Consider the following 16267-nt stretch of genomic DNA (forward strand, 5'->3'; position numbering starts at 1 on the left):
TGTGTTTCAGGACTTATTACTCCTTGCTTATTACTCCTTGATAACAAGGCCTATTACCCTTTATACTTCGAAGGTTTTAGGTTGTGCGCACCGGTAGGTCACATGCATTGAGGTATTCCACAATGATCCGGCGTGAATGGAATTTGAAGCGGAATTGCGCAATAGCACCGCGACAACTTGCAAGTTTTTACGCGAGCATGTGTGTCACGTCACTATTGGTGGCCACTGTGTGGACCGTGCGCGGCGCTTGGTTTGTGTTGGTGTTTGCAATGCTTGAAATGCTGGCTGTTGGCTTGGCATTTTTGGCTTACGCACGACATGCAACAGATCGCGAGCACATTACTATGCAGGACGATTGCCTGGTAGTGGAAGTAGTACAGGCACAAGAAGTTCGACAGTACAGACTGGCATTACGTTCAATCCGGATTGTGGGGAAATCTTCTCGTAGAGAATTGATTTGTCTGGAAGCGGACGGTGTCCGGGTTGAAGTAGGGCGGTTTTTGACGGAATGGAGGCGGCGTGAATTTGTGCGGGAGTTGCAGCGAGAGTTGCAGCAAAACCTCGAGCACAAAGGCGCGTCTGGTGGTTGATAGAATTATAATTTTGGGCTTTTGGGGTAATCATGAAATATGCGAAGCGCCTTATATCGTTGATGCTTGCTGCGCTTTCCATCACGGCACTGCCGTCTTGGGCAGTGAAAGACAGCGTTGGCGGTCCTGCGGTACTGCAAATGAATTTTCAGCCACCGGTGACGCAAATTGCGCAGCAGATTTACGATCTGCATACCTGGATGCTGATTATCTGTCTGGTAATCTTTGTTGCAGTTTTCAGTGTCATGTTCTATTCGATTCTGAAACATCGTAAATCACGCGGTCACAAGTCGGCCAGTTTTCATGAAAGCACAACGGTCGAAATCGCCTGGACCGTGGTTCCGTTCCTGATTGTTATCGGAATGGCGCTGCCAGCGACCAAAACGGTCGTGGCTATGAAAGATACTTCGAACGCCGATCTGACGATCAAGGCGACGGGTATGCAATGGAAGTGGGGCTACGATTACCTCAAAGGCGAGGGTGAAGGCATTTCTTTCTTGTCTAATCTGGCCACGCCGCATGAGCAGGTTGTTGACTCAACAAAAGTAAAAAATGACAATTATTTGTTAGAGGTCGATAACGAAGTTGTCGTCCCGATCAATAAAAAAGTCCGCATCATCACGACTGCTAATGATGTAATCCACTCGTGGACCATTCCAGCATTTGGTGTGAAGCAAGATGCCATTCCTGGTTTTGTTCGCGACACTTGGTTCAAGGCCGAAAAAATCGGTACTTACCGCGGTCAGTGCGTTGAACTCTGCGGTAAAGACCATGGTTTTATGCCGATTGTTGTAAAAGTCGTCAGTGACGCCGATTACACCAAATGGGTTGATGGCAAGAAGAAAGAAATGGCTGCGCAAGCCGACGATCCGAATAAAGTCTGGACTATCGACGAGTTGAAAACACGCGGCGAAAAAATCTACACTGCCAATTGCGTTGCTTGTCATCAGGCGAGCGGTAAAGGTATCCCCGGAGCGTTCCCTGCATTGGACGGTGATCCAGTTGTGAATGGCCCGCGTGCAGAACAAATTAATGTATTGCTAAACGGTAAGATTAACGGCGCGATGCAGATGCCGGCGTGGAAAGCTGTGTTGTCGGATACCGAGATTGCCGCCGTAATTACGTATACCCGTAATACATGGTCCAACAAGGCTGCAGAAAACATTGTTCAACCGGCTGAAGTGCTGGCTGCGCGCAAGTAATTGAATTAGGAGATTGAGATGAGCACAACCGCAGTCGATCACGCACACGATCATTCTCACGATCATGACCACGATCACCACGATCACGCCCATGATGTACCGACGGGCTGGCGTCGCTGGTTGTTCGCGACGAATCATAAAGATATTGGTACCTTATATTTATGGTTCTCTTTCACGATGTTGCTTTCGGGCGGCGTTCTGGCAATGTTGATTCGTGCTGAATTATTTGAGCCAGGCTTACAGTTTTTTAAGCCAGAGTTCTTTAATCAGCTGACAACAATGCACGGCATCATCATGGTGTTCGGCGCGATCATGCCGGCTTTCGTGGGTTTTGCTAACTGGATGATTCCGCTGCAAATTGGCGCTTCAGACATGGCTTTTGCACGGATGAATAACTTTTCATTCTGGTTATTGCCACCAGCGGCGATTTTATTGCTGACATCATTTCTGGTGCCAGGCGGCGCGACTGCTGCGGGCTGGACTTTGTACGCACCACTATCGACCCAAATGGGCCCTGGGATGGACATGGCGATTTTTGCTATCCATATCATGGGTGCATCGTCGATCATGGGCTCAATTAACATCATCACTACCGTACTGAATATGCGTGCGCCGGGTATGACATTGATGAAGATGCCGATGTTCTGCTGGACCTGGTTGATCACTGCTTACTTGCTGATTGCCGTGATGCCAGTATTGGCCGGTGCCATCACCATGACATTGACCGATCGTCATTTCGGTACATCGTTCTTTAACGCGGCCGGCGGCGGCGATCCTGTGATGTACCAGCATATTTTCTGGTTCTTTGGTCACCCAGAGGTCTACATCATGATTTTGCCTGCGTTTGGCATCATCTCGCAAATCATCCCTGCCTTCGCACGTAAGCAACTGTTTGGTTATGCATCAATGGTGTATGCAACCGCGTCAATCGCGATTCTGTCATTCATCGTTTGGGCGCATCACATGTTCACCACTGGTATGCCAGTGACTGCGCAATTGTTCTTCATGTACGCAACGTTGTTGATCGCGGTGCCGACTGGTGTGAAGATATTTAACTGGATCGCAACAATGTGGCGTGGTTCGATGACTTTCGAGACACCTATGTTGTTCGCAGTCGGTTTCATTTTTGTGTTCACCATGGGTGGCTTTACGGGGCTGATTCTGGCCGTGACGCCAATCGATATCCAGATGCAGGATACTTATTATGTCGTGGCGCATTTCCACTATGTTTTGGTGGCGGGTTCGTTGTTCGGTTTGTTTGGTGGTTACTACTATTGGAGCCCTAAGTGGACTGGTTTCATGTACAACGAAACACGCGGTAAGATTCACTTCTGGGCGTCTTTGATCACATTTAACGTTACGTTCTTCCCAATGCATTTCCTGGGTTTGGCGGGTATGCCACGTCGGATTGCAGATTATCCCGCGCAGTTCACCGACTTCAACATGCTTGCATCAGTCGGTGCATTCGGTTTCGGTCTGAGCCAGCTTTACTTCTTGTTCTTCGTTGTCATCCCATCGATCAAAGGTGGCGTAAAAGCCCCTGCGAAGCCTTGGGATGGCGCTGAAGGATTGGAGTGGACGATTCCAAGCCCAGCACCGTTTCATACCTTTGAAGTGCCACCGATTGTAAAATGATAGGAAAGGCAGATGAGAGTCTGCCAACTCACCCATGTCAGATAGAAAAAAACCAAACAACCTGCGTACCGCGCTGCTGTTAGCAGCCGTTGCGCTGGCGTTTTTTGTAGGCATATTTGTTAACCGGGTCTGGTTCACCTGATGGATGCACCAAAGCCAAATGGTGAAGGGCGTGCTTACGCGCTACAGTTAAATCGAAAAATGCTCGGCAAGCTTATTGTGATTGCCGTATTGATGTTTGGTTTCGGCTATGGACTTGTGCCAGTGTACAAATCCATTTGCTCATTGACCGGAGTCAATTTTTTGACTCCGCAAGATAGTACTGTCGTTGCACCGACGAATACGCAGATTGATAAGTCCAGAACGATTACGGTCGAGTTTGATGGAAATGCGCGCGGACCTTGGCGCTTCCGTCCTGCGGTGAGTAGCATGCAAGTGCATCCCGGTGAAATGACGCAAGTCATTTACGAAGTCGTTAATAAAGAAGCGCGGACGATGGATGCGCAGGCGATTCCCAGTTATGCACCGATGCAAGCAGAAGCATTCTTTAAGAAAGTGGAGTGTTTTTGCTTCACGCAACAGACGCTCGGACCAAATCAGGCCAAGGAATTTCCGGTCGTGTTTTATATTGATCCTAAGTTGCCTAAAGATGTGAAGTCGATTATGTTGTCTTACACATTTTTTGAGATCAGCAAACCAGTAGTGGCAAAGCCAGCTTAGCATCCTGACAAGACTGTCATCATGTTGCAAGACAGGATTAGATGGCGGCGATGCGCTGTTTGGCAGAAAGAGTGCAAATTTGTGGTCTGGCTGTTAAGGCGATAAAAAGCAGGTTAAAGGGTATTACATGTCAGAACTGAAGAAGGCAAGTCGCCGTAAAGTGTCATTTGGCGCAACCGTCAAAGCGGTATTGTGGGGATTCTTCGGTGTACGTAAAAAGAAAGATTACGAAAGCGACGCAGCGGGTTTAAACCCAATCCATGTAGTGATTGCCGGCGTTATCGGTGCAATCATTTTCATCGTAATATTGATTACGATTGTGAAGTTGGTCGTCGCTTAGTAAGCTCCAAAAATAAGCTCAAAAAATTATTTAAATGTGTATCGGGAGATGGAAATGAGTTCTCAACAAGGTAATGTGCCTTACTATTTTGTGCCTGGTCCATCCAAATGGCCTGTGTTAGCCGGTGTAGCGCTGCTGGTGACAATGTTAGGTGCGGCAGCCTGGGTCAATAGTGTTGCCTTCGCTCCGGAAGTGTGTGTTCTCGGTATATTGGGATTGCTAGTCGTTTTGTACAAATGGTTCGGCGACGCGATCCACGAATCTGAGGGCGGACTTTATAGCCCCCGTATCGATACATCATTTCGGTGGAGTATGAGTTGGTTCATTTTCTCCGAGGTCATGTTTTTTGCTGCTTTCTTCGGCGCATTATTTTATGCACGTAGTATTTCCATGCCTTGGCTGGCAGATCTTGATCACAAAATATTGTGGCCCGATTTTGCTGCGCATTGGGGTAACACTGGCCCCGCTGGCACGATTGAAACATTCCGGACGATGGGGCCTTTCCCGATCCCAACCATTAACACTGCGTTGTTGTTGACATCTGGTGTGACTCTGACGATCTCTCATCATGCGCTACGCGCTGGTCATCGTGCCAAAACAGCTTTTTGGCTGGCGGCGACGATACTGCTTGGTGCTACTTTTATGTGTTTTCAGGCAGCTGAATACATGGAAGCGTACCAAGATTACAACCTCAGACTGACTTCCGGCATTTACGGTTCAACCTTCTTCTTACTGACTGGCTTTCACGGCTTCCATGTAACAATTGGCGCGATCATGTTGTCAGTCGTCTTGTACCGTGTGTTGAAGGGTCATTTCACACCGGATAACCATTTTGCGTTCGAAGGCGCCGCCTGGTATTGGCACTTTGTAGACGTTGTGTGGCTCGGTTTGTATGTTGTCGTGTATTGGCTGTAAGTTACTTACAAACAACCGTAGACATAAAGAAAGGCCGCACTTCGGTGCGGCTTTTTTACTGCCAGAAATTAAGTGGTAAATAGGTTAACTGTGTGCTTTGAAAACATCTGAATCGCTATGGTAGCTTCAGCATCCCGAGTCAGGCTGCTCCATCTACATGCTCGGCCCGGATACTGGATTGACGCACATGCATCATGGGCCAGTCGCACAAGTCAGCGCTACGCCGGATGGGCGTCCTGTCAGGCTCTAGCGGATGCCAGTTGGCTGGATATAACCAAGTTTGTAGGCTACCAATATCAGAATGAACAGGGTCACCGAGAAGCCTACGCGAAGCGCTAAAGCTTGTACGGTACGATTGCTTTTTCCTTTGTCACGCATCAGAAAAATGAGCGCGGACGCCAGACTAGCGATGATCAGAATGAAAGCGATGGCAACAATGATTTTCATGGAATGGCTTAAGGAATCAATAACTAAGGCGATATTGTAATGCGATTCAGTTTCAAATTCAGATTCCGTTTTAGGTTGATCCCGTTTGTGGCCACCGTGTTGCTGGTCGCGTTGGGTGTTTCGCTAGCGCAATGGCAGACGCGACGGGGTGATCAAAAACAAGCGATTGAAAATGCCATTAAACAGCGCGGCGCTGAGGCCCCGATTCGTCTTAGGGCTGCGAATGAGAGCGCTGATCAGCTAGAATACCGGCGCGTGACCGTCCGGGGTGAGTTTGCGCAGGAGTGGCCGATCTACCTGGATAATCGCAGTTATAAAGGTAAGCCCGGATTTTATGTGCTGATGCCTCTTAAAATCGAGAACTCAAAGGTACATGTTTTGGTCCAACGTGGTTGGTTACCACTCAATCCACAAAATCGGGCGATTCTATTACCGTACCCAACCCCAAGCGGTGTAGTCGAAGTGGGGGGTGTGGTGCGCAGTCGTGTTGGTCGGGTGTTGCAACTGGGTCAGCCGGCCACACTTAAGCCGGGCGCTATTGTACAAAATCTTGATATCGCTGCCTTGGCAACGGTAAGTAAATTTCAGTTGCAACCGCTTTTGATTGAACAGACAGGCAATAACCAAGATGGTCTTATTCGCGACTGGACCAGTCCATCGCTAGGTATTCAGATGCATCGCGGTTATGAATTCCAATGGTACGCGCTGGCCGTCATGGCCTTCCTCTTTTTTGTTGTAACAGGATGTAGACAGGGAATCAAAGATGCAAAAAGCTCCTCTGACCGTGAACATGAATAATCAGCCCGCAGAAAACCCGGTAAAACAGCCTTTGGCGCTTGATGGCAAAAAGGTGAAGCGGAATGGCCGCCTGAAAATGCTCCTCATAGTCGCTGTTTGTGCCGCGCCAATGATTGCTTCTTATTTCACCTACTATGTCATCAAGCCAGAGTCGCGTACCAACTATGGCGATCTGCTTGATCCGTCCCAATATGCAATTCCTGAGCTAGGGATTACGGAGCTCGATGGTACGCCAACAACGCTGGGTGCTTTTAAAGGCAAGTGGGTGATGCTGCAAATCGGCAGTGGTGATTGCCAGAAGAAATGTAAAGATACGTTGTTCGAACTGCGCCAGCTAAGATTGATGCAAGGCAAGGAGCGCGAGCGGATTGAGCGGGTGTTGTTGATTACCGATGACAAACCGTTGGATATGCCAGGCTTGCAACCTTTTGAAGGGACCCGGTTGTTGCGGGTTAAGCCGGATTTGTTAAAAGCCTGGTTGCCAACCGATGCAGGAACGACCGCGAGCGATCATATTTATCTGATCGATCCGCGCAGTAACCTGATGATGCGCTTTCCCAAGGACTCGGACCCTTATAAAGTGAAGGCCGATCTTTCTAAACTCCTGCGAGCTTCCGCGATCGGCTAATGTCAAATTTACTTCAGCTCGGTGCAATGGGGATACTGGTGGCGTTGTTGGCGCTCAGTGTCGTCTGGGCCTCCAAAGACACTAACAAATACCGCAAGCTTGTGTGGGTCACCCTGTTTTTGACATTTGACCTCATCATGTTCGGGGCATTTACGCGTCTGACGGATTCAGGCCTTGGTTGCCCCGATTGGCCCGGTTGTTATGGCCACTCCAATCCATTGTTGGCGCATGCGCATATCAGTGCAGCGCAAGAGGCAATGCCAACTGGTCCGGTGACGCTGATTAAGGCGTGGATTGAGATGACACATCGGTACTTCGCGATGGGTGTGGGTGTCTTGATCATTGGATTAATGGCAGTGGCATGGATGCGTTGGCTGAAGCCAGTCGCAATCACAGCGTCCAGTGCATCCGATACGACGCTTAAACCTGCGCAAGGTGCAGCACCTAAAATCGTCCTTAAGATAGCATCCAATTCGGGCTCTGATACTGCTCAAGGCCGTGTTAAGTTACCTTCGGCGCAACGCGACCCCAAGTTTTCCCCTTGGTTTCCGACATTGTTATTTTTTGCAGTATGTTTGCAAGGCGCGTTCGGTGCCTGGACTGTGACGATGAAGTTGCAGCCGATTATTGTCACGACACATTTGTTGCTGGGCTTAACCTTATTAGCATTGCTAACGTGGCTGGCCGCACGACAAAATGATCACCGACCGGTTTCAGCGGCGGGACGTCAACTAGCCGTTCCGGCGTTGATTGGGATGCTGTTGTTGATTATGCAGATCGCGTTGGGTGGCTGGGTAAGTACTAACTACGCGGCATTGGCGTGTAATGATTTTCCACTTTGCCATGGGATGGTGATCCCGGACATGGACTTCGAGCATGGATTTACACTCTGGCGGCATTTAGGTAAAACCGCTGATGGTGAGTACTTGCCATTTCAGGCGTTGACCGCAATTCATTGGACGCATCGAATGTTTGCTTTCGTCGTGATCGCCTTTGTTGGTTGGCTTGCTTGCAAAGCGCGACGAGTCGACGGACTGCGCAAGACGGGTAATTGGCTGCTGATTATTATTGGAGTGCAACTACTGACAGGGCTGGCGACAATCTACTTTAATTGGCCGCTCGCCATTGCTGTTGCGCACAACGGTGGTGCGGCACTGATTCTGGTATTGCTGGTCATGTTAAACTATAAGACGAGACTTCCCGCCGCAAAGCAGTTCGTACCGGTGGTACAAGATAACCCAGCACAAGCTGACCGCATTACTTCAAATTAGTGACCGCATGACGACCATAACCGCACCTCGAAATCGCGTGGCCCAATATTGGGCATTGACCAAGCCCCGCGTGACCCAATTGGCAGTTTTTTGTGCCGTTATTGGTATGTTTCTAGCAACTCCTACACTTCCGGATTGGCAGCGTGTAGTGGCTGCGACGATTGGTATCTGGCTTTTTGCAGGGGCTGCTTTTGCTGTGAACTGTCTGGTTGAGCGCGAAATTGACTCACGCATGGCGCGTACTGCGCGGCGACCAATGGCGATGGGTGAGATCACTGTTCCCCAGACGTTAATCTTTTCTGGTGTCATCGGTGGAATTGGTAGCTGGGTTTTGTATACTTTTGTTAACGGTTTAACAATGTGGTTGACTTTAGCGACGTTTATCGGTTATGCCGTGATTTATACGATCATCCTCAAACCTGCGACACCCCAAAATATCGTTATCGGCGGCTTATCCGGCGCAATGCCGCCTGCCTTGGGTTGGGCAGCCATTGCAAATGACGTGCCGATGCAAGCCTGGATTCTGGTTTTGATTATCTTCGTCTGGACACCGCCGCATTTTTGGGCGTTGGCGATGTATCGCCGTGACGATTATGCTAAATCCGGATTGCCGATGTTGCCAATTACGCATGGATTGAAATTTACACAGTTTCATATCTGGCTTTACACCATCGCATTGGTTGCCACCACGATGCTGCCGTTTGCCGTCGGTATGAGCGGGTTGATTTATCTGGTGAGTGCAGCCATTCTGGGTGCTATTTTTCTATGGTACGCGTGGCAGATTTACAAACATTACACGGACTTGATTGCGCGCAAAACTTTTGCGTTTTCGATCATTTATTTGTCGCTGCTGTTTGCTGCTCTATTGGTCGACCATTACCTGAAATTTTGAGATGCACGGTGCGTCCGTTATTGAAAGTCTAAATGAAACGTTTCTTCTCAGTTTTAAGACCAATTGCCGCTTCTTGCATTGTTATTGCTATGGGCTTATCTGTGGCAGCATGCGGTGATAAGCCAGCAACCACTGGTAGTGCTGGCAGTGCTGGTATTTCTGGCGGCGGTAGTCAGGAAATGACATTGTCTCCACAAAACAGCAAATTCATTAACACGGATGTAACCGGCCTTGGTTATGCGCGCGATTTCGCTCTGACTGACCATAACGGAAAGCCACGCACGCTAGCTGACTTTAAGGGCAAAGTGGTCGTTGTTTTTTTTGGTTATACCCAATGTCCTGACGTCTGTCCTACGACGATGGCCGAGTTGTCGAGCGTGATGAAGGAGTTAGGGCCGCTGGCTGATAAAGTGCAAGTGTTGTTCGTGACGGTTGATCCTGAGCGCGATACGCAGGCGCTGCTAGCCCAATATGTTCCCGCTTTCGATCCACGCTTTCTCGGGCTGTATGGTGATTTGGCGGCGACTGAAAAAGTCGCTAAGGAATTCCGCGTTTTTTACCAAAAAGTACTAGGCAAGACGTCGGGTAGTTACACGATGGACCATACGGCGGGTAGTTACGTCTTTGACCCGGAAGGTCACATCCGCTTGTTTGTACGCAATGGCCAGGGACCAGATCCGATTGCGCATGATTTAAAAATGCTGCTGTCTTAATATTATTATTCTATAAATGTTAAGGGTGTAGGAATAAATATCCGAACTGGTATTTTGGTGATGCGTTTTAAATCATTGCTATAAACAAAAAGCGCCAGTCGGCGCTTTTTGTTTTTTTAGTGATTTAGTTAATTCAATTCAACTCAATCTTATTAATAAAATAAATTAAGAATAAGCCACTAAAGAACTTTTCATTTTCTTGAGTGCCACTGCTTCAATTTGACGAATGCGCTCGGCGGAAACACCGAATTCTTTTGCAAGTTCATGCAAGGTGGCACCAGAACCATCGTCATTCGCTAACCAGCGCGACTCCACAATGCGGCGTGAACGGTCATCCAATTTGCCTAAAGCAGACTCAAGACCCTCTGATTGCATACGGTCGTATTGTTGGGCTTCCAGCACTTTGGTCGGCTCTTGCATATCGGATGACAAATAGGCGATAGGTGCAAATTTATCATCGTCGTCATCGGTTGGCGCTTCCAAAGCGATGTCACGACCGGTTAGTCGGGTTTCCATCTCAATGACTTCTTCGCGTTTTACGTTAAGCGTTTTTGCCAAGTCGTCAACTTGCGTCGGTGTCATCGCGTCGAGACCGATTTTATGGCTACGCAGATTGAAAAAGAGCTTTCGTTGTGCTTTGGTTGTGGCAACCTTAACCAGCCGCCAGTTTTTCAAGATGTATTCATGCATCTCGGCCTTGATCCAGTGCATCGCGTAGGACACCAGACGCACACCTTGATCAGGATCAAAACGCTTGACGGCTTTCATCAATCCGATGTTGCCTTCCTGGATCAGATCGGCGTGCGGTAAGCCATATCCCAAATATCCACGTGCAATAGAAACAACTAAACGAAGATGAGACAGTACGAGCTTTTGCGCGGCAGCCAGATCGTTATTTTCACGTAATTTTTGAGCCAGCGAAATTTCTTCGTCGTGAGTCAACATAGGCAGGCGGTTAACAGCCGAAATATAGGCGTCGATATTGCCTAGAGTACCCGAAAATCCAAGCGCTAAGGCGCCCGATTCGGCTGGGATTAACGCAGTCTGTACCGATGGATTTTTCATTGTTTCTCCTAGCTATCAGATGGAATTTTCTGCCAACAGGGTGTAAACCATACTGATTTGATCAGGTATTCTAGCACTCCCACTTGTAGAGTGCTAATCGATTTTATTAAATGGTGAGGATAGTTACTCACTATCAATAAAAGTTAATGATTTATACTTTTGAGCATGTTGGAGTGGCTTCATAGGGGGGAAGTTCGTCGCAACGATACTAAATAGTGTGACAGTGTGTAACGTGATTTTTTACGTAATAGATTGCGGATTAGATTCAAAACGGTACCAATAATCTTGGCGACGATGCCCCCGGTTTGGTGAAAGGCCTGGATAAGACCGCAAAGTGAGGGTGGTTGAGGATTAAGTCGACCGGGTAATGTCTGGAGAGTTTTCGATCGTGAGGGCTATTGGACGGATTGATATTTAAGTGGCGATATCGTCAGTCAGGGTGAGCCATTCGTCGTACGGGGAAGTGGAGAGCAAAGCGCGAATTTTATCGATGTGCGTGGCGTCCGCGATACTGATATAAAGCCGAGCAGGACGATCACGGAGCAAGCGATTCAGCGTTACCCGTAATGTAAGCAGGCCAATGCAACAAAGACAGCCAGGGGCGACACGTTTGATGTGAAGCGTGAAATGCGTTGGCTCCGGCGGTGATTTACCGTCTGGCAGGCCTTCGAGGATGACACCGATGATTCCTGGCATTTGCTGTAATGATGTTGCCTCGGTTTTGATCGACAACCAGACGGCACTTTCTCGTCTGGTTGCGGACGGGCCGGTTACCAGTGTAAGAAACGGTGGCAAAATCGATGACAGGATCGGTGGCACAAGGCATTGCGACGGAAGAGACAAATCGCTTTATCCGCCTTTTTTCGTTAATTTTCCCGGATCGACTCCCAATTGCTTGAGCTTTCGATACAAATGCGTGCGTTCAAGTCCAGTTTTTTCAGCCACGCGCGTCATGCTGCCACTTTCCCTAATTAAATGATACTCAAAGTAGGCGCGCTCGAATGCATCCCTTGCTTCACGCAATGGTAGACCAAACGAGGATGAAAACAGATTGTCTGACGTCAACATTGCCACGGGAAGTGGCGAGAGATGTGGCGTTTCCGCAGTCGACGCAGCACCAAAATTGTTGCCACTCACCAGATCAGGCATTTCATTGGAAATAACCGGTTGCGCAAACATGGTCGGCGCACGGGATGATTTAGGCCCTTGGGATAAGCCTTGTTGCACCGCTTTGAGCAGTTTCTGTAATGCAATTGGCTTTTCAAGAAAGTTTAAAGCGCCGATGCGCGTTGCTTCCACTGCAGTATCGATAGTGGCGTGACCCGACATCATGATGACTGGCATTGTCAGTAGCCCATCACGCTGCCATTCCTTAAGCAGGGTTACACCATCGGTGTCAGGCATCCAGATATCTAGCAGCACCAGATCAGGCACGCCATTTTGCCGAAATTCACGTGCTTGCTGCGCGTTTTCTGCGGTCGCGACAACATGCCCCTCATCTCCTAAAATTTCGGAGAGTAATTCTCGAATTCCCATTTCGTCATCAACGACCAGGATATTAGCCATGCGTTAGCTTTCCCATTTTCTGTTGCATTCAATCATAATTTTTAAGCCGGACATTCCGGTCAAATTTATGCGATTGCAGCACTATTTCTGTGCTTGTGTTTAATTGTTAAAAATTTGATTACACGCTTAAATTCTGACAAGGATCTTACTACGCAACCTTTAGGCTTGGTACGTGCGCCGCCCGACTTTTCTCATTTATCCCAGTTCAATTTGATTTCGGTATTCCTTCGTCGCAGTCTCCATACAGTCAGCAGCAACAGGATTGCACGTACGAAATGCTTTTTCTGGGCAGACTGGATGAAACCGACTCTTTAGAAACCGAAGTATCTGCTAAGCATGCCCACGCTTTTCAGTATCGCGCGGCGCTTGGGATCGTCCAGTATATTTTCACTGCGGCCGACGTTGCAGCATATCGCAGCTTCTATATCCAAGCATACATCCTATAACGCCGATGTCCTACTTTATAGAAAATCTGCCAAATAATAGGAAAGAGCGGACATCAAATAATTTTTTTGTCATCACCAGTGAATGTACTAGGTGCTAACTTTAACAGCAAAATTAATATTTTTGCGCCCTTTGTGTCACTGCGATTGCGTAAGTCGATCCGTCCACCATGTTCATCAACGATTTTTTTGACCATGGGCAAACCCAAACCGGTGCCGCGTGGCTTCGATGTGATGTAGGGTTCAAAGGCGCGTGCCAGAATTTTAGATGAGAAACCGAGGCCATTATCTGTGATGGAAAAACGCACAGCGGTACTCGGTTGACCGTCCGAACCCTGATAACTGATCCGTTCGGTTACTACGTCAATCCGTGGTGCCGCGACCTCTGCGGTGGGATCTGTCACGGCATCTTGCGCATTTTGTAGGAGATTGTGGATCACCTGGCGCAATTGCGTAGCATCACCCATGATATGCGGCAGGTTTGGTGTCAATGAAGCATGGATCATATCGCGCTCATCACCGGCGACATAAAGGTGCAAAATTTCGGCCACCAGAACGTTTAAATCGAGTGCGCTTAATACTGCCGGCGGTGTTTTTGCGTAATCGCGGAAGTCATCCACCATTCGTTTCATGGCAGCAACCTGATTCACAATTGTCGAGGTACTTTTCTTCAGAATTGCGGCATCCTGCGTCATCAGTTTATCCTCCAGCTTCATTTGGAGTCGTTCCGCAGATAGCTGAATCGGGGTCAACGGATTTTTAATTTCATGCGCCAGACGACGCGCAACCTCGCCCCACGCAATCGATCGTTGCGCTGAAATAACGTCTGAGATGTCATCAAACACCACAACGTATCCATCCCGATTTTCTACAGGAAGGCGCGAACCACGTGCCAGCAACGATATATCGTCACTGTCGATATTATCGATTCTGCGGGGGATTTCAATTTGTTGCTGCCAATGCAGTCGGCTCTCGCCGATTTTTCCTGCTGCAAACTGTGCATTTTGTTCTGAAAATGCCTTTGTAATAATTTCCGCGAAATGAGCTAAACCGTCAATGATATTCAGCGGCTGGCCAATATGTGGGCTCAGATCGTATTGCAAAATACGATGCACCGATTGATTACTGGTGACCAAATGAAAGTCCTCATCAAGCACCATGACGCCTGCTGACATGTTCGCCAATACCGACTCCAGATAGGCTTTGGCATTTTCCAGTTCGTTACGATTTTTTTCGACAGATGCCCGTGCATCCGATAATTGTCGGGTCATCATATTGAACGATTGGGTCAACGTACCGAGTTCATCGGAGGTGGCAATGATGGGGCGCGGTGATAGATTTCCCTCCGCCACAGCTTTGGTACCCTCGGCCAATAACAAGAGTGGTTTGGCAAGATCGCTGGCAATCAGGAATGCGCTAATGATGGCGCCAAAAATGGCGAGTAGCAGTGTCAGAGTGAGCGTTACGAGGTAAATTTTACGTAACCCGGAGCGAGCCAGAGAGCGCTCCTGATATTCACTTGACGCGGCCCGTAACGCCTCCGCATTGGTCGCTAAATAAGAAGGTACGGGCTGCGAGATTTGCAGGAAACGCGTTTCATTTTGTAGTGATAACGTTTTGATCGGTGCTGGAATTTCGACGATGACATGCAAACGCAAATTGTTATTTGCCTCGTTGATCGATGAGGCAGACAAATCGGTTGGATTAGTTTTTTTAGGCGTTCCTATGTCATCACTATTTTCTAACTCGCTTTCGATAGCTGAAAATCCACGGCTTTGTCGCGCCTGCCTTAACATGGCAGATGTCGGGAGAACCGGCGAAAGCGTTCCGAGACGTCCTCCCACCGAAGCAATCAGTTGTCCATTGCTGGCAAGAATTGATGCTTCGATATTTTGGTCGCGCAATCGCGTCAACTGGGAAACCTGGCCGGAACTTGTCTCTTCAGATAATTCAAGGGCGATGCCCTTGGATTTGGTAATCAGATCTGATAAAGATGAGTTGAGTGCTGCTCGTCCGAGGTTCAAGCCAGATTCCAATGCTGCCTCGACCCGAACGTCAAACCATGACTCGATTGAGCGTGACACGAATTGAACCGATACCAAATATATGATAACGCCGGGCAAGATGCCGATCACGGCAAAGAGCAAGACCAGTTTTGCCATCAACCGCGAGCCGAACTTGCCGCGTTTGTAACGACTATAGAGTCTTCCCAGCAGAAGGCAGACCAAGCCTAATAACGCCACTGCGACTAGCGCATTGAGGCCAAACAACCAAGAGTAGTATTTGTCGAAAAAAACGGAATTCTCTGATGCCGAAGCGAGCAGAAAGAGAAGAATGCTGATGATCGCGCCACCGACGATCAGTAAATAGCGGATTGCACGTGGCACGTTACTCTGCCTTGTAGTTGAAGGTCTTCCAGTCGGAAGAAAGACGCCAGTCGCTATTATTCAACGCGTTTACCTGGAATGGCTTTGGTAGTTGCGCCAGATCAAGTCCCATTCGGACGGCAACGCGGTAGATTTCGCCAACTTGTAGCGCGCCTTTGTCAGCGATTATCCAGCGACTGGGACGGCGGATCAAGGAGAGCGCGTCGTCTAGCGAGTCGAAGCTTTGCTGCAAACTGCCATTGATAGCGGCTTGATAGCGACGCGTCAGAACATTATAGGAAATGCGGATGGTTTGTGCGGCGTTGATCGCTTTTTCATCAAACCAATACCAGCGCGGCCGTGTTAATTCGACCTCCGTGGTGAAGTACAACGGAACGCCACGATTGATGGCGTCTTCTAGTCCGCGATTGAGTTCAAACGAAAATGCCGCAGAAAGGCGGTAACCATCATCACTGGTTTCAATCCGCGCCCTCGTCATGTCGGCGCCATCAGCCGCGTATGCCGTCACAGTGCCAAAGGACACCGCCATCATGAAAGCGAATAGGAGCTTCAACAGCACGTTCTCAAGCAGCGACAGGCGCAAGAAATTCTGCGTAGTGCGGTGTTTGTCAACCGCATGTAGTGCAGTAACTTCCGATTGCTGAGAGCCGGACGC

At 48.7% G+C, this 16267-nt stretch carries 18 protein-coding genes; 12 read left to right on the forward strand and 6 right to left on the reverse strand.

Translation table 11 applies throughout. The features are described 5' to 3' along the window. Positions 1-122 precede the first annotated feature (122 nt). From ACXX82_RS13665 to ACXX82_RS13695, 7 genes are all read left to right on the forward strand, one after another. Entirely contained in the window at positions 123-590 is a 468-nt protein-coding gene (locus ACXX82_RS13665; protein ID WP_323505818.1) for a DUF2244 domain-containing protein, read from the forward strand. Positions 591-622: 32 nt separating this feature from the next. Then, positions 623-1792 (forward strand): cytochrome c oxidase subunit II, encoded by a 1170-nt coding sequence (gene coxB, locus ACXX82_RS13670; RefSeq protein WP_322235599.1) that lies wholly within the window; start codon positions 623-625, stop codon positions 1790-1792. Between the two features lie 18 nt (positions 1793-1810). Then, the gene (ctaD, locus tag ACXX82_RS13675; protein ID WP_322235601.1) at positions 1811-3427 is read left to right on the forward strand and encodes a cytochrome c oxidase subunit I; all 1617 of its coding nucleotides are present in this window, start codon (positions 1811-1813) and stop codon (positions 3425-3427) included. Between the two features lie 34 nt (positions 3428-3461). Beyond that, positions 3462-3569 (forward strand): cytochrome oxidase small assembly protein, encoded by a 108-nt coding sequence (locus tag ACXX82_RS13680; RefSeq protein WP_322235603.1) that lies wholly within the window; start codon positions 3462-3464, stop codon positions 3567-3569. Beyond that, positions 3569-4147 carry a cytochrome c oxidase assembly protein gene (locus tag ACXX82_RS13685; RefSeq protein WP_322235605.1) on the forward strand — a complete coding sequence of 193 codons (579 nt, stop codon included), beginning with the start codon at positions 3569-3571 and terminating at the stop codon, positions 4145-4147. Before ACXX82_RS13680 ends, ACXX82_RS13685 begins: the two co-directional genes overlap by 1 nt. Positions 4148-4274: 127 nt before the next feature. Further along, the gene (locus ACXX82_RS13690) at positions 4275-4487 is read left to right on the forward strand and encodes a DUF2970 domain-containing protein (RefSeq protein ID WP_322235607.1); all 213 of its coding nucleotides are present in this window, start codon (positions 4275-4277) and stop codon (positions 4485-4487) included. 54 nt (positions 4488-4541) lie between these two features. After that, on the forward strand, positions 4542-5402 hold the full coding sequence (locus tag ACXX82_RS13695) for a cytochrome c oxidase subunit 3 (RefSeq protein WP_322235609.1): 861 nt from the start codon (positions 4542-4544) through the stop codon (positions 5400-5402). A 246-nt stretch (positions 5403-5648) separates the two neighbouring features. Here the strand turns inward: ACXX82_RS13695 and ACXX82_RS13700 are convergent, their stop codons facing one another. Next, positions 5649-5849 (reverse strand): twin transmembrane helix small protein, encoded by a 201-nt coding sequence (locus ACXX82_RS13700; protein WP_322235611.1) that lies wholly within the window; start codon positions 5847-5849, stop codon positions 5649-5651. A gap of 39 nt (positions 5850-5888) precedes the next feature. On the opposite strand from ACXX82_RS13700, the gene ACXX82_RS13705 reads away from it, so the two are divergent. From ACXX82_RS13705 to ACXX82_RS13725, 5 genes are read left to right on the forward strand one after another with little or no spacing between them, the layout of a single operon-like run. After that, positions 5889-6647 carry an SURF1 family protein gene (locus ACXX82_RS13705; protein ID WP_322235613.1) on the forward strand — a complete coding sequence of 253 codons (759 nt, stop codon included), beginning with the start codon at positions 5889-5891 and terminating at the stop codon, positions 6645-6647. Beyond that, positions 6613-7275 (forward strand): SCO family protein, encoded by a 663-nt coding sequence (locus tag ACXX82_RS13710; RefSeq protein WP_416186803.1) that lies wholly within the window; start codon positions 6613-6615, stop codon positions 7273-7275. Before ACXX82_RS13705 ends, ACXX82_RS13710 begins: the two co-directional genes overlap by 35 nt. 26 nt (positions 7276-7301) lie before the next feature. Further along, positions 7302-8546: a COX15/CtaA family protein gene (locus tag ACXX82_RS13715; protein ID WP_458564001.1), complete on the forward strand. Its 1245-nt coding sequence runs from the start codon at positions 7302-7304 to the stop codon at positions 8544-8546. Between the two features lie 7 nt (positions 8547-8553). Further along, entirely contained in the window at positions 8554-9438 is an 885-nt protein-coding gene (cyoE, locus tag ACXX82_RS13720; protein WP_322235615.1) for a heme o synthase, read from the forward strand. Between the two features lie 32 nt (positions 9439-9470). Then, a complete protein-coding gene (locus tag ACXX82_RS13725; protein ID WP_458563093.1) occupies positions 9471-10151 on the forward strand; it encodes an SCO family protein in 681 nt (226 codons plus the stop codon). Positions 10152-10316: 165 nt separating this feature from the next. Here ACXX82_RS13725 and rpoH read toward each other — a convergent pair whose 3' ends face one another. The 5 genes from rpoH to ACXX82_RS13750 all read right to left on the reverse strand — a co-directional run bounded on the left by rpoH (position 10317) and on the right by ACXX82_RS13750 (position 16144). Next, positions 10317-11216 (reverse strand): RNA polymerase sigma factor RpoH, encoded by a 900-nt coding sequence (gene rpoH, locus ACXX82_RS13730; protein WP_322235617.1) that lies wholly within the window; start codon positions 11214-11216, stop codon positions 10317-10319. 414 nt (positions 11217-11630) lie between these two features. Further along, the gene (locus ACXX82_RS13735) at positions 11631-12059 is read right to left on the reverse strand and encodes a GTPase (RefSeq protein WP_322235619.1); all 429 of its coding nucleotides are present in this window, start codon (positions 12057-12059) and stop codon (positions 11631-11633) included. Positions 12060-12065: 6 nt separating this feature from the next. Beyond that, entirely contained in the window at positions 12066-12782 is a 717-nt protein-coding gene (locus ACXX82_RS13740; protein WP_322235621.1) for a response regulator, read from the reverse strand. Between the two features lie 499 nt (positions 12783-13281). Then, complete coding sequence (locus ACXX82_RS13745) at positions 13282-15612, reverse strand: sensor histidine kinase (protein WP_458563094.1); 2331 nt, start codon at positions 15610-15612, stop codon at positions 13282-13284. A 1-nt stretch (position 15613) separates the two neighbouring features. Beyond that, entirely contained in the window at positions 15614-16144 is a 531-nt protein-coding gene (locus ACXX82_RS13750; protein WP_323505893.1) for a DUF4390 domain-containing protein, read from the reverse strand. Between the last annotated feature and the right edge of the window lie 123 nt (positions 16145-16267).

The organism is Glaciimonas sp. GNP009 (genome assembly GCF_054343755.1).